Origin of the sequence: Nocardioides sp. (assembly GCF_044226765.1) — a bacterium.
Lineage (GTDB): Bacteria > Actinomycetota > Actinomycetes > Propionibacteriales > Nocardioidaceae > Nocardioides.
On record NZ_JBGAGJ010000001.1, the window covers coordinates 465,672 to 488,201 of the forward strand.

Annotated in this window: 16 protein-coding genes and 1 pseudogene; 7 read left to right on the top strand and 10 right to left on the bottom strand. The window is 73.0% G+C overall.

Features of this window, described 5'->3' with window-relative positions; all coding sequences use genetic code 11:
* Positions 1-70: 70 nt before the first annotated feature.
* Together ACILRH_RS02205 and ACILRH_RS02210 are read left to right on the top strand one after the other, a co-directional pair.
* On the top strand, positions 71-1,819 hold the full coding sequence (locus tag ACILRH_RS02205) for a sodium:solute symporter family protein (RefSeq protein WP_407077013.1): 1,749 nt from the start codon (positions 71-73) through the stop codon (positions 1,817-1,819).
* Positions 1,820-1,828: 9 nt separating this feature from the next.
* The gene (locus ACILRH_RS02210) at positions 1,829-2,092 is read left to right on the top strand and encodes a hypothetical protein (protein WP_395690500.1); all 264 of its coding nucleotides are present in this window, start codon (positions 1,829-1,831) and stop codon (positions 2,090-2,092) included.
* Here ACILRH_RS02210 and ACILRH_RS02215 read toward each other — a convergent pair.
* The 7 genes from ACILRH_RS02215 to ACILRH_RS02245 all read right to left on the bottom strand — a co-directional run bounded on the left by ACILRH_RS02215 (position 2,074) and on the right by ACILRH_RS02245 (position 12,857).
* On the bottom strand, positions 2,074-3,048 hold the full coding sequence (locus tag ACILRH_RS02215) for a hypothetical protein (RefSeq protein ID WP_395690501.1): 975 nt from the start codon (positions 3,046-3,048) through the stop codon (positions 2,074-2,076). The genes ACILRH_RS02210 and ACILRH_RS02215 overlap by 19 nt on opposite strands.
* A 73-nt stretch (positions 3,049-3,121) precedes the next feature.
* Positions 3,122-6,229, bottom strand: a complete 3,108-nt coding sequence (locus ACILRH_RS02220) for a heterodisulfide reductase-related iron-sulfur binding cluster (RefSeq protein ID WP_395690502.1) — start codon at positions 6,227-6,229, stop codon at positions 3,122-3,124.
* Between the two features lie 121 nt (positions 6,230-6,350).
* Positions 6,351-8,768 carry a hypothetical protein gene (locus ACILRH_RS02225; protein WP_395690503.1) on the bottom strand — a complete coding sequence of 806 codons (2,418 nt, stop codon included), beginning with the start codon at positions 8,766-8,768 and terminating at the stop codon, positions 6,351-6,353.
* Between the two features lie 79 nt (positions 8,769-8,847).
* A complete protein-coding gene (locus tag ACILRH_RS02230) occupies positions 8,848-9,603 on the bottom strand; it encodes an IclR family transcriptional regulator (RefSeq protein ID WP_395690504.1) in 756 nt (251 codons plus the stop codon).
* 208 nt (positions 9,604-9,811) lie between these two features.
* On the bottom strand, positions 9,812-10,255 hold the full coding sequence (locus tag ACILRH_RS02235) for a hypothetical protein (RefSeq protein ID WP_395690505.1): 444 nt from the start codon (positions 10,253-10,255) through the stop codon (positions 9,812-9,814).
* A 62-nt stretch (positions 10,256-10,317) separates the two neighbouring features.
* A complete protein-coding gene (locus ACILRH_RS02240) occupies positions 10,318-11,514 on the bottom strand; it encodes an MFS transporter (protein ID WP_395690506.1) in 1,197 nt (398 codons plus the stop codon).
* Between the two features lie 59 nt (positions 11,515-11,573).
* On the bottom strand, positions 11,574-12,857 hold the full coding sequence (locus ACILRH_RS02245; RefSeq protein WP_395690507.1) for a choice-of-anchor P family protein: 1,284 nt from the start codon (positions 12,855-12,857) through the stop codon (positions 11,574-11,576).
* Between the two features lie 208 nt (positions 12,858-13,065).
* On the opposite strand from ACILRH_RS02245, the gene hutH reads away from it, so the two are divergent.
* The 4 genes from hutH (at position 13,066) to ACILRH_RS02265 (ending at position 17,790) form a co-directional block, all read left to right on the top strand.
* Positions 13,066-14,622, top strand: a complete 1,557-nt coding sequence (gene hutH, locus ACILRH_RS02250; RefSeq protein WP_395690508.1) for a histidine ammonia-lyase — start codon at positions 13,066-13,068, stop codon at positions 14,620-14,622.
* Between the two features lie 47 nt (positions 14,623-14,669).
* Complete coding sequence (gene hutU / locus ACILRH_RS02255; RefSeq protein WP_395690509.1) at positions 14,670-16,337, top strand: urocanate hydratase; 1,668 nt, start codon at positions 14,670-14,672, stop codon at positions 16,335-16,337.
* Positions 16,338-16,528: 191 nt separating this feature from the next.
* The gene (locus tag ACILRH_RS02260) at positions 16,529-17,539 is read left to right on the top strand and encodes a M48 family metallopeptidase (RefSeq protein ID WP_395690510.1); all 1,011 of its coding nucleotides are present in this window, start codon (positions 16,529-16,531) and stop codon (positions 17,537-17,539) included.
* On the top strand, positions 17,518-17,790 hold the full coding sequence (locus tag ACILRH_RS02265; protein WP_395690511.1) for a peptide methionine sulfoxide reductase: 273 nt from the start codon (positions 17,518-17,520) through the stop codon (positions 17,788-17,790). The genes ACILRH_RS02260 and ACILRH_RS02265 overlap by 22 nt, the downstream gene beginning before the upstream one ends.
* Here ACILRH_RS02265 and ACILRH_RS02270 read toward each other — a convergent pair.
* The 3 genes and pseudogenes from ACILRH_RS02270 to ACILRH_RS02280 all read right to left on the bottom strand — a co-directional run.
* A pseudogene (locus tag ACILRH_RS02270) lies at positions 17,787-18,002 on the bottom strand (hypothetical protein); the annotation flags it as partial. The gene ACILRH_RS02265 and the pseudogene ACILRH_RS02270 overlap by 4 nt on opposite strands.
* A 10-nt stretch (positions 18,003-18,012) precedes the next feature.
* Positions 18,013-18,879, bottom strand: coding sequence for an HpcH/HpaI aldolase/citrate lyase family protein (locus ACILRH_RS02275; RefSeq protein ID WP_395690512.1), 867 nt, complete (start codon positions 18,877-18,879; stop codon positions 18,013-18,015).
* Positions 18,876-19,979 carry an HpcH/HpaI aldolase/citrate lyase family protein gene (locus tag ACILRH_RS02280; RefSeq protein ID WP_395690513.1) on the bottom strand — a complete coding sequence of 368 codons (1,104 nt, stop codon included), beginning with the start codon at positions 19,977-19,979 and terminating at the stop codon, positions 18,876-18,878. Before ACILRH_RS02280 ends, ACILRH_RS02275 begins: the two co-directional genes overlap by 4 nt.
* 144 nt (positions 19,980-20,123) lie before the next feature.
* On the opposite strand from ACILRH_RS02280, the gene ACILRH_RS02285 reads away from it, so the two are divergent.
* Positions 20,124-22,517: an HAD-IC family P-type ATPase gene (locus tag ACILRH_RS02285; RefSeq protein ID WP_395690514.1), complete on the top strand. Its 2,394-nt coding sequence runs from the start codon at positions 20,124-20,126 to the stop codon at positions 22,515-22,517.
* The last annotated feature ends 13 nt before the right edge of the window (positions 22,518-22,530 follow it).

The following is a 22,530-nucleotide window of genomic DNA, read 5'->3' on the forward strand; positions in this document are numbered from 1 at the left end:
CGCGCGCCGTGCCGGGCACGTGACCCCGCGGCCCATCCCTCGGGTGAAAGGTGCGCCGATGCCCAGCGCGATGATCAGCAGTCCTACCGTCCTGGCGAGCACGATCATCGACGCGAAGCCCGTCGACTACCTGATCGTCTTCCTCTACTTCGCCGTCGTCCTCGGCATCGGGCTCCTGGCCCGCCGCCAGATCTCCGACTCCCTCGACTTCTTCCTGTCGGGGCGGTCGCTGCCCGCGTGGGTGACCGGCCTGGCGTTCATCTCCGCCAACCTCGGCGCGGTCGAGATCATGGGCATGTCGGCGAACGGCGCGCAGTTCGGCATCCCGACCGTGCACTACTTCTGGATCGGCGCGATCCCCGCGATGCTCTTCCTCGGCGTCGTGATGATGCCGTTCTACTACGGCTCGAAGGTGCGGTCGGTCCCGGAGTTCATGCTCCGGCGGTTCGGGCCGGGGGCCCACCTGGTCAACGCGATCTCCTTCGCGGTGGCCCAGCTGCTGATCGCGGGCATCAACCTCTTCCTGCTCGCCAGCATCGTCCACGCGCTGCTCGGCTGGTCCCTGTGGGTGGCGCTCGTCGTCGCTGCCGCGATCGTGCTGTCCTACATCACCCTCGGCGGCCTCAGCGCCGCCATCTACAACGAGGTCCTGCAGTTCTTCGTCATCGTGGCCGCGCTGCTGCCGCTGACCCTGATCGGCCTGCACCGCGTCGGTGGCTGGGGCGGGCTCAAGGACGGCATCACCCAGGCCGCCGACGCCCACCCGGACGCGATCGCCCCGGCCACCGACCAGCTGAACTCCTGGCCGGGCACCGCCCTGACGGGGTTCAGCTCCGACTTCCTGTCGGTCGTCGGCATCGTCTTCGGCCTCGGGTTCGTGCTGTCCTTCGGCTACTGGACCACCAACTTCGTCGAGGTCCAGCGCGCGATGGCCTCCAACTCGCTCTCCTCCGCCCGCAAGGCACCGATCATCGGCTCGTTCCCCAAGATGTTCGTCCCGTTCATCACGATCCTGCCCGGCATGATCGCCGCGGTGCTGGTCGCCGAGGTGGCCAAGGTCAAGGCCGGCGAGTCGGTCGCCGGCGGGTCCTCGGGGGACGGCGTCACGTTCAACGACTCGCTGCTCTACCTGATGCGCGACGTGCTGCCCAACGGCCTGCTCGGCGTCGCCATCGCCGGGTTGCTGGCCGCGTTCATGGCCGGCATGGCGGCCAACGTGTCGGCGTTCAACACGGTCTTCAGCTACGACCTGTGGCAGACGTACGTCGTCAAGGAGCGCGACGACGGCTACTACCTGGTCGTCGGGCGGATCGCGACGGTGGCCGCCGTGGTGATCGCCATCTTCACCGCCGGCCTGGCGTCGAACTACTCGAACATCATGACCTACCTGCAGACGCTGTTCGGGTTCTTCAACGCGCCGCTGTTCGCCACCTTCATCGTCGGTATGTTCTGGCGGCGGATGACCGCGACGGCCGGCTGGGTCAGCCTGGTGTCCGGCACGGTGGCCGCGGTCGCCGTCGGGATCGCCAGCGAGGACGCGCTCGGGTCGCTGAGCCAGGGCTGGATCGGCATCAGCGGCCAGGGCGCGTCGTTCGTGGCCGCGGGTGCGGCGTTCGTCGTGTCGATGCTCCTCGCCGTCGTGGTCTCGATGGTCACCGAACCGAAGCCCGCCGGCTCGCTGAAGGGCCTGGTCTACTCCGAGACACCGCGCGAGGACCTGGTCGATCCGCACGAGAGGTCGCACCCCTGGTACCAGCGCACGCTGCCGCTCGCCGGGGTCTCGCTGACCCTCGTCGTCATCTTGAACGTGATCTTCTAAGGGGCTGACATGGCTACCAAGCAGACGGCGGGAGCCTTCGACATCCGCAACGTGATCGCCGGCCTGATCGGCGTCTACGGCGTCATCTTGACCCTGGTCGGACTCTTCGGCGACGAGGAGGCCGACAAGACCGGTGACGTCAACGCGAACCTGTGGGCCGGGCTGATGATGGTCGTGTTCGCGGTCGCGTTCGCCCTCTGGGCGCGGCTGCGCCCGGTCGTGGTGCCCGACGAGGAGCCGCCCGGCGACCAGGCTCAGTCCGACGCCGGGTAGAGGGCGACCGCCGCGATCGCCCCGTCCCGCCGGTAGACCTCGAGCCGGACCGGGCACCCTGCGCGGCCCGGCGTCCGCACCTGCACGGCGAACGCGTCGTCCGACCCGGCGACGGGGGTCCTCGGGACCCCGCGCCGACCCGCCCCGTCGTGGACGGTCGACACGTGGATCGCCGGGACGACGTACGACATGGGTCCGGTGCCGACCTCCTCGACCCCGGCCGACACCGTGCGCAGTGCCTCGAGCACCCCGGTGCCGCTCCACGAGCCGCGGTCACGGGCGGCCGGGCCGCTGAGCACGACCTCGGGCCCGTCGACGGGGTGCACCAGGACGCGGTCGGCGAACGGCGGCGCCGGGCCGCGCCCGGTGGCGAAGTCCAGGAGCGCCCAGGTCGTCGCACGGTCCTGGTAGTCGGTCAGGCAGGCGACGTCCGCCGGCAGCGAGGTGAACACGGTGACCGGGTCCCCGGCGCGGATCCTCGCCCCGACGGGCGGGTCGCTCCCGACCGCCCGTCCCAGGACCTCGCAGGACCGGAACGGCTCGAGCGAGACCCGCAGGCCCCTGCTCTGGAGCAGCCGGCGCGCGTCGGGGCCGTCGTACCCGAACAGCGACGGCACCTGGTCGTCGTCCAGGCGCACGGCCCTCGGGGCGTCCGGGTCGGTGGTGCCGCCGGGTCCGCCGTCGGAGCGGGTGAGCGCGACGCCGAGCCCCACGACGACCAGGGCGACCGCGAGCACCGCGGCCGGCACCCAGCGCCGAGAGCCGTCGCCGGGTGGGGGGCCGAGGACCGCGGCGTGCAGCGCGGCGCGGACCTGTGGGTCCGGGTCCTCGGCCCGCCGGATCGCGCGCCGCTGGTCGGCGAGCACGCCCGCGACGAGCGTGGGCGCGTCGTCGGCGTCGACGCCGAGCTCCTCGGCCTCGCGCAGGAGCGAGTGCCATCGGGCATGCCCCGCCATCTGGTGGGGAGCGCGTGCGGCACCCCCCCCGCCTGGTGCGCCCCCCCCCCACGACCCGGAGGCCGCCGGCCCGTCAGAGGTCGAAGAGCGACCCGGACCGGTTGATGTCGACGTCGGTCTTCGGCTGGTGGGTCGCGCCCGAACTCGGCGCCGCGGGCTTCTCCGGCTCCGGCTCCGCCTCGGGCTCGGCCTGCGGCTCGGCCTGCGCCTCGGGCTCCGCCTCGGGCTCGGCCTGCGGCTCGGGCTCCGGCTCGGGCTCCGGCTCGGCGGGCGCAGCCGCAGTGGGTGCCGGGGCCGCGATGTCGAACAGGGAGCCCCCCGCGGAGAGGTCGACCGGTGGGGCCGGCTCGGGTGCCGGGGTCGGGGCGGGCGCCGGCTCTGCGGCGGCCGCTTCCGGCGCGGTCTCCTCCTCGGCTGCGGGAGTAGCCGGGGTGGCGGGCTCGGGGGTGGCGATGTCGAAGAGCGAGCCGCCCGACCCGAGGTCGGCCGCCGGCTCCGCCGCCTTCGCCGGCTCCGGGGCCGTCTCGGCCGCCGTGGCAGCCGGGGCGGCCGGCTCGGGGGTGGCGATGTCGAACAGCGAGCCACCGGACGCCGCCGGAGCGGGCTGGGCATTCTCCGGGGCCGTCTCCGGGGCCTTCTCCTCGGCCTGCGGCGCCGCGGGGGCCGGGGCCGGCGCGGCGTCACCGCCGAGGTCGAACAGCGAGTCGCCCGACGACGCGGCGGCCGGCTCGGCAGGAGCCGCCGGCTCCGGGGCCGGGGTGTCGAAGAGCGAGCCGCCCGACGAGGCGGGCGCGGCGGGGGCGGGCTCCGCGGCCGGGGTGTCGAAGAGCGACGACCCGCCCGACGCCTTCGCGGCCGGTCCGGCGTCCTCGGTGGCCACGATCGTCTCCGCGGTGATCGTCTCGTCGCCGGCCTCCGGCTCCGCCTTGGTCTCGGTCGACCGGGCCGCCGGGGCAGCAGCGCCGCCGGAGCCGGGGGCGTAGCGGGTCGCCATCTCGCCCTTGACCGAGGCGAGCAGCATCTGGGCGACGTCGAGGACCTCGACCTCCGCGCGGGCTTCGCCCTTGTCCTGCTGGGCGGTGAGCCCGTCGGAGAGCATCACCCGGCAGAACGGGCAGCCGACGGCGATCTGGTCGGCACCGGTGCCGATGGCCTCGACGGTGCGGTTGACGTTGATCCGCTCGCCGATGTTCTCCTCCATCCACATGCGGGCACCGCCGGCGCCGCAGCAGAAGGACCGCTCGGAGTTGCGCTCCATCTCCACGAACTCCGCGCCGGGCAGCACCTGGAGCAGCTCGCGCGGCGGCGTGTAGACGCCGTTGTGGCGACCGATGTAGCAGGGGTCGTGGTAGGTGATCGAGCGCTGGTGGGCACCGGCGCCGTCGGCGACAGGGGTCAGCCGGCCCTCGCGCACCAGCCGGTTGAGCAGCTGGGTGTGGTGCACGACCTCCAGCTCGATCCCGAACTCCTTGTACTCGTTCTTGAGCGTGTTGAAGCAGTGGGCGCAGGTCGAGACGACCTTCTTGACCTTGTGCTCCTTGAACGTCTCGACGTTCTGCTGGGCGAGGCCCTGGAAGACGAACTCGTTGCCGGCGCGACGGGCGGAGTCACCCGTGCAGGTCTCGCCGGTGCCGAGGACGCCGAAGCTCACGTCGGCCATGTGCAGCAGCTCGGCGACCGCGCGGGTCGTCTTCTTCGCGCGGTCCTCGTAGGCACCGGCGCAGCCGACCCAGAAGAGCCACTCGACCTCGTCGAGGGACTCGATACCCCCCTGATCAGACGGAGCTCCGACGACGTTGACCTCGAAGTCCAGGCCCTTGGCCCAGTCCAAGCGCGCGCTGGGCGACATGTTCCACGGGTTGCCGTTGTTCTCCAGGCCGCGGAAGAGCTGGTTGAGCTCGCTGGGGAAGTTCGACTCGACGAGCACCTGGTAGCGGCGCATGTCGACGATGTGGTCGACGTGCTCGATGTCGACGGGGCACTGGTTGACGCACGCCCCGCAGGTGACGCAGGACCAGAGCACGTCGGGGTCGATGACGCCGGCGCCGTTCTCGGGCATGTAGAACCAGTCGTCACCGGTGTCGCCGACCAGCGGCCGCTCGACCTCCAGGGTGAGCGTGTCGTTGCCCTCGAGCAGCGCCTCGCGCTTGTCCTCGTGGGCCAGGAGGTACGGCGCCTTCGCGAAGGCGCCGTCACGCAGCGCCATGATCATCAGCTTCGGCGACAGCGGCTTCTCGGTGTTCCACGCCGGGCACTGCGACTGGCAGCGGCCGCACTCGGTGCAGGTCGCGAAGTCGAGCAGGCCCTTCCACGTGAAGTCCTCGACCGCCCCGACGCCGAGCTTCGCGTCCTCGTCGAGGTCGTCGATGTCGTCGAGCGTGACCGGCTTGCCGGCGGAGATGAGCGGCTTGGCCGCGCCCAGCGCGACCGGTCGGCGGGAGAAGAGCACGTTGATCGGCGCGACGAAGATGTGCAGGTGCTTGGAGTTGAGCACGAAGATCAAGAAGACCAGCATCACGCCGATGTGCAGCAGCAGGCCGATGCCGATCAGGGCGGTGCTGTCGGGGAGGACCGTGCCGAGCGCGTAGGAGACGAACGCCGCCTTGCCGTAGCCGGTCTCGCTCCCCGAGGCCTGGACCTGCGCCTCGACCGCCCCGCGGAACAGGAACATCGTCCAGATGACGTTGAAGATCATGAAGAGCGTGAAGTACGCCGGACCGAGGTGCGAGCCGAAGAAGCGGGACTTGCGGCCCATCTGCTTGGGCTGGTTGCGCAGCCGGATCGCCCAGAAGACGACCAGGCCCAGGAGGCACATCACCGCGATGAAGTCCTGGAGGAAGCCGAGCACCGCCCAGTTGCCGAAGACGAACCAGCCCCACTCCGGGTTGCGCGAGAACAGGACGGCGTAGGCCTCGACGTAGACCGTGCCGAGGATGATGAACGCCCACATCACGAAGAAGTGCGCCGTGCCCGGCACCGTCCACTTGAGCAGCTTGCGCTGACCGAAGACCTCGACCAGCTCGGTCGTGATCGCCCGGCCCACGCGCCGGGTGACCCCCTCGATCCGGTCGGGGGCGGGCTGACCGCCGCTGATGAGGCGGAACAGGAACCAGACCCGCTTCCCGGCGATCGGGAGGGCGATCGCGGTCATCACGATGCCCAGGATCAGCACTGCACTCACTTGTCGCTCCCTGTCGGGGTGGTCGGAAGGTGCGCCGGCGGCACGTCACGCGAGCCTATTCGCACAGGCGTGCGGCGTCAGTGCCGTCGGGACGTGAGAAGGATCCTACCGAGGGGTAACTTCACGAGGCCGTTGGTGGCTGGAGGACCCGACCCGCGGGTGAGAAGCGCACGGTGACCGCGACCCGCGGGTCCCGGGCGGTGCGGGCGCAGAACCGGTAGGTCGTCCCGAGCCGCTGGTAGGGCTGGCCGACGGCCGTCATCACCTGCCGGGTCGTCATCCCGGGCCGCACCAGGGACGCGACGGTCCGCCAGGGCTTGCGCAGCCCGGGGTTGCGGCAGGAGTCCGGCGCCACGCCCTCGGCCCGCTCCCACATCTGCAGGTAGGCCTCGGCGCCGCGCTCCATGTCGTCCTGGATCTTCGCGCCGTCGCCCTTCGTCTCGCTGTCCGCGACCTTCGTCAGGTCCTGGATCCAGTCGGGGTAGAGGCCGTACTGCGCGACGCCGTCGACGTTGACGTCGTAGACCCGCCGGCCGGCGTGCTGCTTCTCGACGGTGACCCCGCCGAGCCCGCGGAACGGGTAGGTCACCGGGTTCGGCACGTCCGCGCCGCGCGGGTCGCCCTGCGCGCCGAGACCGTTCATGTCCGCGCCGTAGCCGATGCCCCAGTAGTAGCGCGGATCCGCCCAGCCCACGTGCGCGCGCCACTTCGCGACGAAGCCGGTCGAGTCGCCGGCGTACGGCGTGATGAACCCGCCCTCGCGGTAGATCCGCGGGTAGGCGTCGGGGGTGGACCAGGAGTGGCTCGAGACGACACCGTGGTAGCCGAGGTCGTCGATCTCGTCGAGGGCCGAGGCCCGCGCCTTCACGCTCATGTGGTCGGGGTCGAAGATCATGTGCCGCTTGGCCAGGCCCTTGATCGTGTACTCGCCCAGCGTGGTGAGGCCGCGGGCGTTGCAGTGGTGGGGTGGGCCGTAGACCGGCAGCGCCGTGTGGAGGGTGCCGAAGAGCTCGCCGACCGCCCCGAACAGCGCGTCCTGCTGCTCCGGGGAGATCTCCGGCGCGGCGACCTGGTCGCGGTCGTGGGACTCGCCGTCGGCCGGGTCGCAGTGCCGCATGTCCCAGAAGGAGCCGGTCTCCAGGAAGTTGGCCGCGTTGACCGTGACGCCGACCTCGCCGTTGTCGCCCGCGACCCCGGACAGGGCGTTGTCGAACTTGTTGACCAGCTCCATCTGCCGCACGCCGAGCCGGCGGACCTCGTCGAGCTGGGTGTCGATGTCCTGGAGGTCGCACTGCGGCACGTCGAGCTTCATCGTGCAGCCGAACGGCACGCTGGTCTCGATCCCCATGACCACGGCCATCTTCCCGGCGTTGATCACCTGTCGGGCCTGCCAGGGGTTCGTGACGATCCGGTAGAACCCCTTGCCGGGACCGCCGAACTGGGCGTCGATGTAGTCCTGCATCGCGTACATGTCGTGCGCCTGCAGGCGGATGGAGTCCATGTCGTCGCAGGAGTTGCGCTTGATCGGGTAGATCTTGCACAGCTGGTCGTTCTCCACCAGCAGGTTGACGAAGATGCGCTGCCCGCCGCGCCACGAGCGCTCCAGCCAGCGGTAGTAGGTGCCCTCGTGGGTGAGTGACTCCGGCGCGGGCCAGTCCTTGAACGTGGGCCAGCCCACCGGGTCGTGGTGCGGCTGCCCGGAGAGGACCGACTCGAGCACGCCGCCGTACCCGCCGGTGGCGGTGTGGTCGGGGCAGTCGACCAGCGCGTAGGGCGCTCCGTAGCGGTCCCAGGGCTTGCCGCAGTGCACGTCGCCGCCGAGGAACTCGAAGGCCATGCCGTGGGTGTGCGCGTCGACGTAGCCGCGCACCTCCTGGTAGGGCGTCACGCCGGCGTGCGGCCGCCCGCGGACGTCGATCTGGGACTCCGGGTACGCCGTGCAGCCGGTCGCGCGCGTGGGCAGGAAGCTGCGCCGGTCCCCGAGCGCCAGCGTGCCGGTGGCGTTGCGGAAGGCGTAGCGGCCGTGCCCGGTGGGTGCGATGCGCCACACGGTCGCGGCCCCCGGCGCGTCGGGCCGGTCGCCTCCGGCGACCACGAAGTGCCGGGCGGTGTCGTAGAGCAGGTAGCTGCCGAGCCCGGTCGGCTTGAAGAACAGCGGCTCGCCGCCGGGGGTGAGCCGGTAGCAGCCGTTGGCCAGCGCGTAGCGGTCCTGCGGGTGCCGCAGCCGGGGCTGCATCACCGGCGCGGAGGTGAGGGTCGGGTCGGGGAGAGCGCGCTCGCGCTCGACGTAGCGGGCCGCGGCCGCCTTCTGCGCCGCGGTCGTGGGGTCGCGGGTGAGCCCGCCGAGGTCGCCGGCGCGAGAGATCGCGTTCTTGTCCACCTTCTCGGCGGCCAGTGCCTGCTGCGCGAAGGCGTAGCGCTGGCCGAGACCACCGGCGCGTTGCCCGGCGGCGCCGCCGAGCGAGATCGCGACCGCCACCACCGTGACGGCCACCAGCGCGGCCCAGACGACCCGGCGGGTCGGGTTGCTCGTGTCCACCGGGTCTCCTCCGCTCAGCATGCATCGGCCAGGTCGGCTCGCCTGGTCAACGAGCGCACCCGGCCCGGGTGATGGGCTCCTACCCCCGAGGAGGCCCGCTGATGCGTCGGGTGAGCCGGTCGGCGGTCGCGGTCACCGCCTCCGGCAGCCCGGCCGGGTCCGCGTCCTCGGGGTAGGTGACCGCGACCGCGGCCACCGGGTGCCCGTTGTGGTCGAGCACCGCCACCGCGACGCTGGCGAGCCCCGGCGTCACCTCGCCGTCCTCGACGGCGTACCCCCGCCGCCGGGTGTCGGTGAGGACCTCGCGCAGCTGGGTGGGGGTGCGCGGCCCGCGGCCGTGCCGGTCGACGAACTGGGCGGAGCCCGGGTAGAGCGCGCGCACCTGGCTGGCCGGCAGCCGGGCGAGCACCGCCCGGCCGCTCGCGGTCAGGTGCGCGGGCAGCCGCACCCCGACGTCGCTGACCAGCGGCGGGCGGCCCGGCGCGCGCTCCTCGATGACGTAGAGCACCTCGCGCCCGTGCAGGATCGCCAGGTGGGCGGACTGGCCGACCCGGTCGACCAGGTCGGCCAGCGGCCGGCGCGCGATCCGCTGCAGCGGCTCCTGCCGGGCGTAGCCGCTGCCCACCTCGAACGCCGCTGGCCCCAGCCCGAACCGGTGCTCGTCGACCAGGTGCACGACGAAGCCCTCGTCGACCATCGCCCGCAGCAGGTGGTAGGTCGTGCTGCGCGGCAGGTCGCAGGCGCGCATGATCCGGTCCAGCGGCACCGGGTCGGGCTGGCCGGCCAGGAACCGCAGCACCCGCAGCGCACGCGTCGCCGCCGGCACCTGGCTCATGCCTGGAGGCTATTGCCTGCCGCGGATGCCGGGGCGGTGCGTGGGCCCAGGGGTGGATGAATCCCCGGCTGACCGGGGAAACCTGACGTTGTCAGGCGTTGCAACCCCTGACAACGTCATGAAGAGCCTGACAACCCTGGATGAATCCCCGGCTGACCGGGGATTCATCCACTTCCCACGGACCGCCCACGCGGTGGGGCGGGCCGGGTCAGACCTGCCGGTGGGCGCCGGGGCGGGTGTCGTCGACGGGCGTCCCGTTGGGGCTGGGCGCCGCGGTGCCGGGCTCGACGGGTGCGGGCTCGACCGGTCGGTAGTCGTCGGCGCGGTGGTCGACGTCGGGGTCGAGGGCGTCGGCGGTGCGCAGGGAGTCCTCCCGCCGCGCCTCCTCCACGGCCATGCCCTGGCGGGCCTCGGCGGCCTGCTGCTCGGCCCGCTCGGCCTCCGCCCGCGCCACCTCGGCACGGGCCTCGGCGGCGGCGTCGCGGCGGGCGACGTCGATCGTGGGCGCCTGGGCGGTGGCCTCGGCGCGCAGCTCCTCGGCACGGCGACGGCGCTGCTCGTGGCGGCGTCGGCTCGACAGGTACGCCGCGACGGCGATCGCGGCGACGACGAGGATCACCACGATGATGATCACGGTGGTGGCGGTAGACATCAGACCTCCCTGGTTCGCGTCCCTCCCTGCGGCCGTACCCCGCCGCCGGTCGGTGCACGCCTTCAGGTGAGGTCCCGCTCCCCGCGCACCGGCACCAGCGGTGCGGCGAGCACCGGGAAGGCGGCGGCGAGGGCGAAGGTGGCGGCGTACCCGAGGTGCGTCACGGCCAGCCCGGCGCAGGGGGGCACCGCGGAGGCGGTGAGGAACTGGACCGTGTTCTGCACCCCGAGCGCCCGGCCGGCCCAGAAGGGCCCGGCCCGCTCGGCCACCGCGGTGAAGGCGAGCCCGTTGTCGGCGACCGTGACGCAGGTGGCGACGACCACGAGGAGGACCGCCACGGCCAGGTCCAGCGCCGCGGCCAGCCCGAGCAGCGCCATCGTCGCCGCCGCGGCGACCGCGACCCAGCGCAGGGGGCGCATCCGGCTCCCGACCACGTCGGAGAGGTGGCCGACGCCGATCCGGCCGAGCGCGCCGGTGACCTGGGCGACCGCGACCACGGCACCGGCGGCGGCCGGGGACCAGTCGCGGTCCTGCACCAGCCAGACGAGGGCGAAGGTCCAGACGAGGAACTGCGGCACGACCAGCAGCACCGAGACCCCGTGGACGCGGGCGAGGAAGGAGTCCTGCCGGTAGGGGTTGGCGGCAGCAGGGTGGTCGCGCCGCTCCGGGCGGGGCGGGTCGGCCACGACGACGGCGACCACGGCGACGGCGAGGGCGCACGCCAGGGTCGGTACGGCGAGCGCCGCGGACGTGCCCGCGGCGGCGGCCGTCGTCGCGACCGTGAGGGCGGCCAGGCCGACACCGACGGGCTGCGCCATCTGTCGGATGCCCATCGCCAGGCCGCGGCGCTCGGCCGGGAACCAGCCGACGACCAGCCGGCCGCCGGCCGCGTTGGTGCTGGCCGCCGCGGCGCCGGCGAGGAACAGTGCGGCCGTCAGGGCCGCCGTGCTGGTGGTGAGGACGGCGGCCAGCCCGGCCACGGCGGTGCCGGACAGGCCGGCGAGGAGCACGAAGCGCTCGCCCCGGCGGTCGGTGACGGCACCCCACGCGACCAGGGTCAGCATCACCCCGACGGTCGGCGCGGCGGCGACCAGCCCGGCCCGGGCCAGGCTCAGGCCCTGGGCGTGCAGGGCGGGGATGAGGAACGCGGGGCCGTGCACCATCACCGCGGTCGCGACCTGGGCGAGGGTGCTCGCGGCGAGCATCGCCCAGCGCCGCCCGGACCCGACGGCAGGTGCGGGGGCCTGGGTCGCGGTCACCCGGGGCGGGGGCGGGCGGCCCCCCCCCCCCCCCCCCCCCCCCCCACCACCCGGTCAGGTCACTTCCGGATCGTCGTCTTCGCGACGCCGAGGTCGATGACCGCGCCGCTGCCGTCGAGCAGGGTGATCCGCAGGCCGATCACCTTCAGGCCGCCGGCGACCTTGGTGACCACCGCGGGCTGGAGCTTGGCCAGCCCCGGGATCTCCAGCGTCTGGTCGAGCGGCAGGTCCTGTCGCTCGCCGTTGGCGGTGATGGAGCCGATCCGGGTGCCGGCGGTGCTGCGCGTGACCGGGCCCTTCGCCCCGCGGGTCACGGTGGCCCGGCCGACCACCGCGCTGACCACGAGGGCGCCGTCACCGAGGTTGACGCCGGAGACCGAGCCCTGCTCCCACGCCTTGCTGGCGTGCGCGCCCCGCTTGGCCCACTGCTTGGAGCTGACGGCCTCGATGTGGAGTCCGCCGCCGGCGTTCACGTCCAGGTCGTCGGCGCCCTGCAGCCTGCCGTCGGTGCCCTGGCACGGCATGTACGACGCCGGGTTGCGGCCGCTGGTCAGCAGCCCGCCCGCCACGTTGACCTCGGTGCCCGCGGAGTAGCCGGCGAACTTGCCGTTGAGGACCCCGGCCACCGCCTGGGCGGCGCCGCGGCTGACCCACAGGGTGCTGTCGGTCGGGATGATGTGGACGCGCAGCCCCACCGCGAAGGCGAGCGCGTGGCGGCGGTCGACGACCTTCTTGGAGCCACCCACCCGGATGGTCGCGAGGCCCGGGACCGTGATCGGCTGGCCGGGCGCCGGCAGCGGCAGCACCTGCGGGTCGCCGGCCGGCGGGGTGAAGACGAGCTTGGCGACGCTCGAGGTGGTCTGGGAGTGGAACCGCTTGCCGTCGTACCAGGCGTGGGCCAGCGAGGTCACGCCGCGCAGGCTCAGCCGTCCCAGGCCGGACTGGACCAGGCGGACCTCGGCGGTCGAGCTGCGGGCGTAGGAGTGCACCGAGCCGCCCTGCTTGGCCGACCAGACCTTGGTGGTGACCCCGGAGATGGTGCCGAAGCTCGGGATGTCGATGGCCGCGAGGTGGTTGCTCCGCGAGGCGCCGAGGTGGGCCGAGCAGCCCATGACCGCGAAGGCGGTCCGGCCCGACCCCGCGGGGATGTCCCCACCGGCGAGCCGGGTGCCGTAGGCGTTGGCCAGGAGGCCGATGTCGGCCAGCGGGCTGGTGGTGGCGGCACTGCGTGCGGCGGGTGCCGCGGTGGCCGCGGGCAGTGCCGTGGTCGTGGCGAGTGCTGCGCCGGCGAGCATCGCCAGCGCGGGCATCAGTCGTGCCTTGAAGGTCGTGCGTCGGTCCATGGTTCCCTCTCCCAGTTCTGGTCCCGAGACGGCGTGGCGCGCCCCCGACGCCGTTGCCTGCGTGTGACGGCGAGTTCCCCCGCCACACAGTCCCCAAACGCGCGGGGGTGCAGCGGGTTACGGGTGAGTAGCGGCGGTCTCGGATCCCAGACAGTCCCTGCCCGGCCGCTCTGGCAGCACGCCGCCCGTCGGCGCGACGATGGCGGGCATGAGCACGAGCGTGGGCGAGGTGGTGGTCGGGACCGGTCCGGTCGGCGTCGAGGAGCTGGTCGCGGTGGCCCGGCACGGTGCCCCGGTGGTGCTCGGCGAGGACGCCCTGGCCGCGGTCGCGCGGGGGCGGGCCGTGGTCGAGGAGCTCGCCGCCGCGGGCGGCCCGGCGTACGGCGTCTCCACGGGCTTCGGCGCCCTGGCGACCCGGCACATCCCCGAGGAGCTGCGGGAACGGCTGCAGCGCTCGCTGGTGCGGTCGCACGCGGCCGGGTCGGGGCCCGAGGTCGAGCGCGAGGTCGTGCGGGCGCTGATGCTGCTGCGGCTCTCGACGCTGGCCACCGGCCACACCGGCGTGCGACCGCGGACCGCCCAGCTGCTCGCCGACCTGCTCACCCACCAGATCACGCCCGTCGTGCGGGAGTACGGCTCCCTCGGCTGCTCGGGCGACCTCGCCCCCCTGGCCCACTGCGCGCTCGCGCTGATCGGCGAGGGCGAGGTGCGCGACGCCGCGGGCACGCTGATGCCGGCGGCCGACGCGCTGGCCGCGGCCGGGCTGACCCCCGTCGTGCTCGGTGCGAAGGAGGGGCTCGCGCTGATCAACGGGACCGACGGCATGCTCGGCATGCTCGTGCTGGCGCTCGAGGACCTCCGGATGCTGCTGCGCACCGCCGACGTGGCCGCCGCGATGTCGGTCGAGGCGCAGCTGGGCACCGACCGGGTCTTCGCCGCCGAGCTGCAGGCGCTGCGTCCCCACCCCGGCCAGGCCGTGTCCGCGGCCAACCTCACCCTGCTCCTGCGCGAGAGCGGAGTCGTCGCCTCGCACCGGGGACCGGACTGCAACCGGGTCCAGGACGCCTACTCCCTGCGCTGCTCGCCGCAGGTGCACGGCGCGGCCCGGGACACCATGGACCACGCCGCGCTGGTCGCCGGCCGCGAGCTGGCGTCGGCGATCGACAACCCCGTGGTCCTGGCGTCCGAGGGTCGCGTGGAGAGCAACGGCAACTTCCACGGCGCCCCGGTGGCCTACGTGCTCGACTTCCTGGCGATCGCGGCCGCGGACGTGGCGTCGATCAGCGAGCGGCGTACCGACCGCTTCCTGGACAAGGCCCGCAACCACGGGCTCCCGCCGTTCCTCGCCGACGACCCGGGCGTCGACAGCGGCCTGATGATCGCCCAGTACACCCAGGCCGCGATCGTGTCCGAGCTGAAGCGGCTCGCGGTGCCGGCGTCGGTCGACTCGATCCCCTCCAGCGCGATGCAGGAGGACCACGTCTCGATGGGCTGGTCCGGAGCGCGCAAGCTGCGCCGCGCCGTGGACGGGCTGACCCGCGTCGTGGCGATCGAGGTGATGACCGCCGCCCGCGCGCTCGACCTGCGCGCACCGCTGGCGCCGGCTCCCGGCACCGCCGCCGTCGTCGCCCTCCTGCGCTCGGCCGGCGTCGCCGGTCCGGGCCCGGACCGCCACCTCTCGCCCGACATCGAGACCACCGTGGGGCTGGTCGCGTCGGGTGCCGTCCTGTCCGCCGCCGAGTCCGTGATCGGAGCCCTCCAGTGAACAAGTCCTCTTCCGGTGGTCGAGTAGCCGGCGACGAAGGAGCCGGCGTGTCGAGACCCCCGATCCACGCAGCGCACGGCACCGCCCTGACCGCCCGGTCCTGGCAGACCGAGGCGCCGCTGCGGATGCTGATGAACAACCTCGACCCGGAGAACGCCGAGCGCCCCGAGGACCTCGTCGTCTACGGCGGCACCGGGCGCGCGGCGCGCTCGTGGGAGGCGTACGACGCGCTCGTGCGCACGCTGACCACGCTCGGCGACGACGAGACGATGCTGGTGCAGTCCGGCAAGCCCGTCGGCGTGATGCGGACCCACCCGTGGGCGCCGCGGGTGCTGATCGCCAACTCCAACCTGGTCGGCGACTGGGCCAACTGGGAGGAGTTCCGGCGCCTGGAGGACCTCGGCCTGACGATGTACGGCCAGATGACGGCCGGCTCCTGGATCTACATCGGCACCCAGGGCATCCTCCAGGGCACCTTCGAGACGTTCGCCGCTGTCGCGGACAAGCGGTTCGGGGGGACGCTGGCCGGCACGATCACGCTGACCGCCGGCCTCGGCGGCATGGGCGGCGCGCAGCCGCTGGCCGTCACGATGAACGACGGCGTCGCGATCTGCATCGAGTGCGACGAGACGCGCATCCGGCGTCGCCTCGACCACGCCTACCTCGACGTGGAGGCGTCCTCGCTCGAGGAGGCCGTGGAGATGGCGGTCGCCGCCCGCGACGAGCGCCGCGCACTCTCGATCGGCGTGCTCGGCAACGCGGCCGAGATGGTGCCCGCGCTGCTGCAGATGGGCGCCCCGATCGACATCGTCACGGACCAGACGTCCGCGCACGACCCGCTCTACTACCTGCCCGTCGGTGTCCCCTTCGAGGAGTGGGCGACCCGGCGCGAGGCCGACCCCGCCGGGCTGACCAAGGAGGCGCAGGCCTCGATGGCGGCGCACGTGCGGGCCATGGTCGAGTTCCAGGACCGCGGCGCCGAGGTCTTCGACTACGGCAACTCGATCCGCGACGAGGCGCGCAAGGGCGGCTACGACCGCGCCTTCGAGTTCCCCGGGTTCGTGCCCGCCTACATCCGCCCGCTCTTCTGCGAGGGCAAGGGCCCGTTCCGGTGGGCCGCGCTCTCCGGGGACCCGGCCGACATCGCCGCGACCGACCGCGCGATCCTCGAGCTCTTCCCTCCCGAGAAATCGAAGGAGTACGAGCGGCTGGGCAAGTGGATCCAGATGGCCGGGGAGCGCGTGCACTTCCAGGGCCTGCCGGCCCGGATCTGCTGGCTGGGGTACGGCGAGCGCCACCTCGCCGGGTTGAAGTTCAACGAGATGGTCGCCTCGGGCGAGCTCTCCGCCCCCGTCGTCATCGGGCGCGACCACCTCGACTGTGGGTCGGTCGCGTCGCCGTACCGCGAGACCGAGGGCATGCTCGACGGCTCCGACGCCATCGCCGACTGGGCGATCCTCAACGCCCTGGTCAACACCGCCTCCGGGGCGACCTGGGTGTCCTTCCACCACGGCGGCGGCGTCGGCATGGGCCGGTCGCTGCACGCCGGGCAGGTGTGCGTCGCCGACGGCACGCCGCTCGCCGCCGAGAAGATCGAGCGGGTGCTCACCAACGACCCCGGCATGGGCGTCATCCGCCACGTCGACGCCGGCTACGACCGCGCCGCTGAGGTCGCCCGCGAGCGCGGCGTGCGCATCCCGATGTCCGAGGGCTGAGTGGGGCTCACCCGCAGCTGGTTTACCCGGTCGACCGGGTAAACCGTTGCTTGTCGGCCGAAACTTTGGCCGACAAGCAACGGGATTGGCCGACAAGTCCCGGCCTGCGGCTCGAGGCCAAAGTGGGTTCGCGGCTCGTCGGCGGCGCTGCTCGCACCTCACCCACCGTGGCGCCGTGGCACAGTGACCGCGTGACGACCCAGCCGGCTCGGTCCCGCGCCACCCTCACCGACATCAGCTCCCGCGCCTGGGAGCACCCCGCCGACCGCGGCGCGCTCGTCGCGCTGCGCAAGCTCAAGGGGTTCGACACGCTGCTCAAGGCGATGTCGGGCCTCTTCAACGAGCGCGCCGTGCGCCTGGTCTACCTCGGCTCAGCGGTCCGCGCCGACGAGCGGCAGTTCAGCCGGCTGCACCGGCTGCTCGGGGAGGTCGGGCGCACCCTCGACGCCCCGGAGCTCCCGGAGCTCTACGTCATCGCCAACCCGGTGCCGGGCGCCCTGACCATCGGCATGAACAAGCCGTTCATCGTGCTCAACTCCGGCACGGTCGACCTGCTCGACGAGGAGGAGCTGCGGTTCGTGGTCGCCCACGAGCTCGGCCACGCGATGAGCGGCCACGCGGTCTACCAGACCCTGCTGCAGCGGATGATCATGCTCAGCGGCGTGCTCACCGTCGTGCCCGGCGGCAGCCTCGGCCTCCGCGCGATCATGGCCGGTCTCTACGAGTGGTCGCGCAAGGCGGAGCTGTCCGCGGACCGCGCCGGCCTGCTCGCCACCCAGGACCCCGCGGTCGTCACCCGCGTCCACATGAAGCTCGCCAGCGGCGGCCACCTCGGCGACCTCGACGCGACGTCGTTCTTCGCCCAGGGCCAGGAGTACGACGACGCCGACCTGCGCGACTCGGTGCTCAAGCTCCTGCTGATCGAGAACCGCTCGCACCCGTTCCTCGTCGTCCGCGCCGCCGAGGTGCGCCGCTGGGTCGACTCCGGCGAGTACACCCGGATCCTCTCCGGCGACTACCCGCGGCGGCAGGACGACGACTCCGCCAAGGTCTCCGAGGCCGCGGCCGCCGCAGCGCGCAGCTACACCGAGACCTTCAAGCAGAGCCAGGACGCCCTCGGCAAGATGGTGCACGACGTCGCCGGCGTCCTCGGCAGCGTCAAGCTCTGGCTCGACGAGCAGTGGCGCCGGGGGCAGGACTGAGCCTCGCCCGGCTGCTGGGCCGGTTCCCCGAGGGCTGGTCGGTCTGGACGTACGACGGCCGCCGGTACGGCGTCACGAGGACGGTCCGTGCCGGCGGCCGCGCCGTCGCGGTGTACGCCGAGGAGCTCGGTGGGACGGACGTGGTCAGTGCCAACGCCTACCTGACGAGCGCCGGCGAGGAGCTGCGGCCGTGCGAGATGCCGGCAGCGAAGGTCCTCGCCTTCCTCGAGCGTGCGACCCCGGTGAGCTAGTAGACCCTCCGCCGGGTGCCACCGATCGGCACCAGGTTGAGCACGACGCCGACGACCAGCAGGATCACACCGATCCAGGTCAGCACCGGGATGCTCGCGAGCAGTCCGATGATCAGCAGGATCAGTCCGAGAATCACCATTGCTTGTTCTTTCCTCCCTCGAGTGGCCCCCGCCGGACGATGCGTACCCGGCGCGAGGGAGTCGGCAAACCTCGGGTGGTCCTCAGGCCTCCAGCGACGCGATCGCCGCGGCGATGGCCAGCGTGCGCCGGGCGGACTCCACGTGGAGGTTCTCGACCATCCGGCCGTTGTAGGTGACCACTCCGGATCCCTGGCCGGCCTCGAACGCCGCGATCAGCCCGCGCGCGTCCTCGACCGCCTGCTCGGAGGGGGCGAAGGCGGCGTTCGCGCCCTCGACCTGGCCGGGGTGGATGAGGGTCTTGCCGTCGAACCCCATCTCGCGGCCCTGCCGGCACTCGGCGAGGAACCCGTCGGTGTCCTTGACGTCGTTGTAGACCCCGTCCAGCACCGCGATCCCGGCCGCGCGGGCGGCGAGCAGGACGGTGTGCAGGCTGGGCAGGATCGGGGCGCGGCCGGGCACGTGCTCGGCGTACAGCTCCTTGACCAGGTCGTTGGTACCGAGCACGAAGGTGCTCAGCCGCTCCGAGGCGCGGGCGATGGCGAGGGCGTCCAGGATCGCGCCGGGCGTCTCGATCATCGCCCAGAGCGTCGTGTGGTCCGGTGCTCCGTGGCGCTCCAGCGCGGCGACCAGCTGCTGGACCTCCGCGGCGCTGCCGACCTTGGGGACGACGACCGCGGCCGGGCCCGCCTGGGCGGCGGCCTCGAGGTCTGCCTCGTGCCACTCCGTGCCGATGCCGTTGACGCGGATGGTCACGGTGCGTCGGCCGTACTCGCCGCTCGCGGCCGCCCTGCACGCCGCCTCGCGGGCGGCCGGCTTGGCGTCGGGCGCGACGGCGTCCTCGAGGTCGAGGATGAGCCCGTCGCAGGGGATCGACTTGGCCTTCTCCAGCGCCCGCTCGTTGGAGCTGGGCATGTAGAGGACGCTGCGCAGCGGGACGAACTCGCTCATCGGGCGTCCACCTCGATGGCGTCGTACGCCGCCTTCAGGTCGGGGTCGACGGCCGCGAGCTGCTCGGCGAGCTCGACCATGACCAGGCACTGCTTGAGCGAGGCGTCGTCCTCCATCTTGCCGTCGAGCATCACCGCACCCGTGCCGTCGCCCATCGCGGCGACCACGCGGCGGGCGTGCGCTACGTCCTGGACGCTCGGGCTGAAGACCTTGTTGGCGATGGCGACCTGCTTGGGGTGCAGGCTCCACGCGCCGACGCAGCCGAGGAGGAAGGCGTTGCGGAACTGGTCCTCGCACGCCACCAGGTCGGAGATGTCGCCGAACGGCCCGTAGTAGGGGTAGATGCCGTGCATCGCGCAGGCGTCGACCATGCGGGCGATCGTGTAGTGCCACAGGTCCTGCTGGAACGTGGCCCGGCTCGCCTCGAGGTTGGCGACGCCGTCGGTGCGGGGCGGGTCCTCGCGGACCAGGTAGCCGGGGTGACCCCCGCCGACGCGCGTGGTCTTCATCCGCCGGTCGGCCGCGAGGTCGGCCGGGCCGAGCGAGATGCCCTGCATGCGCGGGCTGGCGCCGCAGATCTCCTCGACGTTGGCGACGCCGCGCGCGGTCTCGAGGATCGCGTGGACCAGGATCGGCCGGTCGAGCCCGGCCTTGGCCTCGAGCTGGGCGAGCAGCCGGTCGACGTAGTGGATGTCCTCGGCGCCCTGCACCTTCGGCACCATCACCACGTCGAGCTTGTCGCCGATCGCTGGGATCAAGGTGGTGAGGTCGTCGAGCGCCCAGGGGCTGTCGAGGGCGTTGATCCGCGTCCACAGCTGGGTGGGCCCGCTCTGCCCTCCCAGGCTGGCCGTCTCCTGGGCGATGGTCACCAGGCCCTCGCGGGCGGCGACCTTGTTGTCGGCCTTGATCGCGTCCTCGAGGTTGCCGAGCAGCACGTCGACGGTGCCGACCATGTCGGGCACCTTCGCCGCCATCTTGGCGTTGCTGGGGTCGAAGAAGTGGATCGCCCGGCTCGGCCGCGCCGGGATCTCGGTCAGCGGCGTGGGCGCGCCCACCGCCAGGGGTCGGAAGAAGTCCTTCGCACTGCGAGATCCGCTCATGCGGCGGAAGGCGTCCACGACACGCCGGGGGACACCGGCGTGTCGTGCACGCTTCCCCTGACGACCCCCTGACGGGCGGCCCCGGGAACGGCCGCGCTGCTCGCTCCCCGGCGGAGGAGCCGTGACTCTGGCAGAGTCGTCGTCGTGGACCTGGGTGGCGGTGGCACCGTCGGGTTGACCACGGCCGAGGTCGCCGAGCGCCAGGCGCTCGGGCAGACCAACAGAACCGAGCGGGGGTCCTCCCGGCCGCTGTGGTCGATCGTGCGCAGCAACGTCTTCACCCGCTTCAACGCGCTGCTGGGGTCGCTGTTCGTGCTGATCCTCGCCACCGGGTCCCTCGCCGACGGGCTCTTCGGGCTGGTGCTGGTGGTCAACTCCGGCATCGGGATCGTGCAGGAGTACCTCGCCAAGCGGAAGCTCGACCGGCTCGCGCTGCTCAACGCCCCGACCGCACGGGTGGTCCGCGACGGCGCCACACTCGAGGTCGCGACCGGCGAGGTGGTCCTCGACGACCTGGTCGAGCTCCGGATCGGCGACCAGGTCTGCGCCGACGGGGCTCTCGTTGCCGTGGACGGGCTCGAGGTCGACGAGTCCAACCTGACAGGTGAGTCCGACCCGGTGCCGAAGGCGGTGGGTCAGGAGGTTCGGTCCGGCACGGCCGTGGTCGCGGGCACCGGGCGCTTCGTCGCCTCCGGTGTCGGTCCCGAGTCCTACGCGCAGCGGATCGCTGCGGAGGCCCGGGTCTACAGCCGCACCCGCTCCGAGATCGAGTCCTCCATCAACCGGCTGCTGGGCTACGTCACCTGGATCATCCTGCTGGCCCTGCCGCTCCAGCTGTGGTCGCAGTCGCGGGCGGTCGGCGACCAGGGCTGGCAGGAGGTGCTCATCCGCTCCACCGGCGGCCTGGTCGGGCTGGTGCCCGAGGGCCTGGTGCTGCTCACCTCGGTCGCCTTCCTGCTCGCGGCCGTCGCGCTCACCCGCCAGCAGGTGCTGGTGCAGGAGCTGCCCGCGGTCGAGGTCCTCGCCCGCGTCGACGTCGTCTGCCTGGACAAGACCGGCACGCTGACGACCGGCGAGATCGCCTACGAGGACTGCGAGCCGACGTACGGCGCCGGTCGGGCCGACGTGCTCGCGGCGCTCGGCGCCTTCGCCGACGACCCCAACGCCAACGCGACCCTCCGGGCCGTCGGCGCGGCCGTGCGGGGGCCGGACGGCTGGACACGGGAGTCGACGGTCCCCTTCAGCTCGGCTCGCAAGTGGAGCGGGGCGACGTTCGCGGGGCGGGGGAGCTACGCACTGGGCGCCCCGGAGATCCTGCTGCCCGAGGGTGACCCGCTCCGCGACCGGGTGGCCACCCTCGCCACCACCGGACGGCGGGTGCTGGCGTTCCTGCACGGCGGGCAGGACGACGGGGAGCCGGGGCCGGCCAGTGGCCGGTGCGTGGCGCTCGTGACGCTCTCGGAGCAGGTGCGCGAGGACGCGGCCGAGACGCTGGGCTACTTCGCCGAGGAGGGGGTGACGATCAAGGTCATCTCCGGGGACAACCCGACGACGGTCGCCGCCATCGCGCGCCGGGTCGGGCTCGACGTGCCCGCCGAGGCCGTCCGTGATGCGCGCGAGCTCGGCGCCGACCCCCAGGAGCTGCGCGCGATGGCGTCCGCCACCACCGTGTTCGGTCGGGTCACCCCCGAGCAGAAGCGGGCCCTGGTGCAGGCGCTCCAGGCCGAGGGCCACGTGGTCGCGATGACGGGGGACGGGGTCAACGACGCGCTCGCGCTCAAGGACGCCGACATCGGCGTGGCGATGGGCAACGGCGCCCAGGCGACGAAGGCGGTCGCCCAGCTCGTGCTGCTCGACGGCCGGTTCGCCCACCTGCCGTCCGTGCTCGCCGAGGGCCGCCGCGTGATCGCGAACGTCGAGCGGGTCGCGAACCTGTTCGTGGTCAAGAACGTGATGAGCCTGGTCGCGATCGTGTCGGCGGCGTTCTTCCTCCTGCCGTTCCCGTTCCTGCCCCGTCACCTCACCCTCGTGTCGGCCACGACGATCGGCATCCCGGCGTTCTTCTTGGCCCTCGGCCCGAACAAGCGGCGCTACGTGCCCGGGTTCCTGGGGCGGGTCCTGCGCTTCGCCGTGCCCACCGGGGTGGTGGCCGGGCTCGTGGTGATGGCGTCCTACCTGCTCGTCCACGCGTGGCTGGAGGTCCCGCCCGCGAGCCGGTGCGCCGTCACCGGGAGCGGGGCGGACGACCATGCCTGCTGGGCGCCGTCGACCGCGGCGACGATCTCGCTGCTGGTGACGTCGTTCTGGGTGCTGGTCGTGCTCGCCCGGCCCTTCCGGCCGTGGAAGGTCGTGCTGGTGGCTGGGTGCGTGGGGCTGGCCGTGCTGGCGTTCGTGCTGCCGGCTGCCCGGGACCTCTTCCACTTCGACCTGTCCGGCCCGCTCGTGGTGGCGGCCCTGGGGGTGGGGGCGGTCGGAGCCGCTGCCGTCGAGGTGATCTACCGGACCACGCCCGGCATGCGCGGCGCCGCCGGGACGTGACGGCTCGGGGTCA

Bases quoted from the DNA above. Each gene is read 5' to 3' on its own strand.
- ACILRH_RS02205 (WP_407077013.1), top strand. From the start codon at position 71: ATGATCAGCAGTCCTACCGTCCTGGCGAGCACGATCATCGACGCGAAG.
- ACILRH_RS02210 (WP_395690500.1), top strand. From the start codon at position 1,829: ATGGCTACCAAGCAGACGGCGGGAGCCTTCGACATCCGCAACGTGATC.
- ACILRH_RS02215 (WP_395690501.1), bottom strand. From the start codon at position 3,048: ATGGCGGGGCATGCCCGATGGCACTCGCTCCTGCGCGAGGCCGAGGAG.
- ACILRH_RS02230 (WP_395690504.1), bottom strand. From the start codon at position 9,603: ATGAGCCAGGTGCCGGCGGCGACGCGTGCGCTGCGGGTGCTGCGGTTC.
- ACILRH_RS02235 (WP_395690505.1), bottom strand. From the start codon at position 10,255: ATGTCTACCGCCACCACCGTGATCATCATCGTGGTGATCCTCGTCGTC.
- ACILRH_RS02245 (WP_395690507.1), bottom strand. From the start codon at position 12,857: ATGGACCGACGCACGACCTTCAAGGCACGACTGATGCCCGCGCTGGCG.
- hutH (WP_395690508.1), top strand. From the start codon at position 13,066: ATGAGCACGAGCGTGGGCGAGGTGGTGGTCGGGACCGGTCCGGTCGGC.
- ACILRH_RS02275 (WP_395690512.1), bottom strand. From the start codon at position 18,879: ATGAGCGAGTTCGTCCCGCTGCGCAGCGTCCTCTACATGCCCAGCTCC.
- ACILRH_RS02280 (WP_395690513.1), bottom strand. From the start codon at position 19,979: ATGAGCGGATCTCGCAGTGCGAAGGACTTCTTCCGACCCCTGGCGGTG.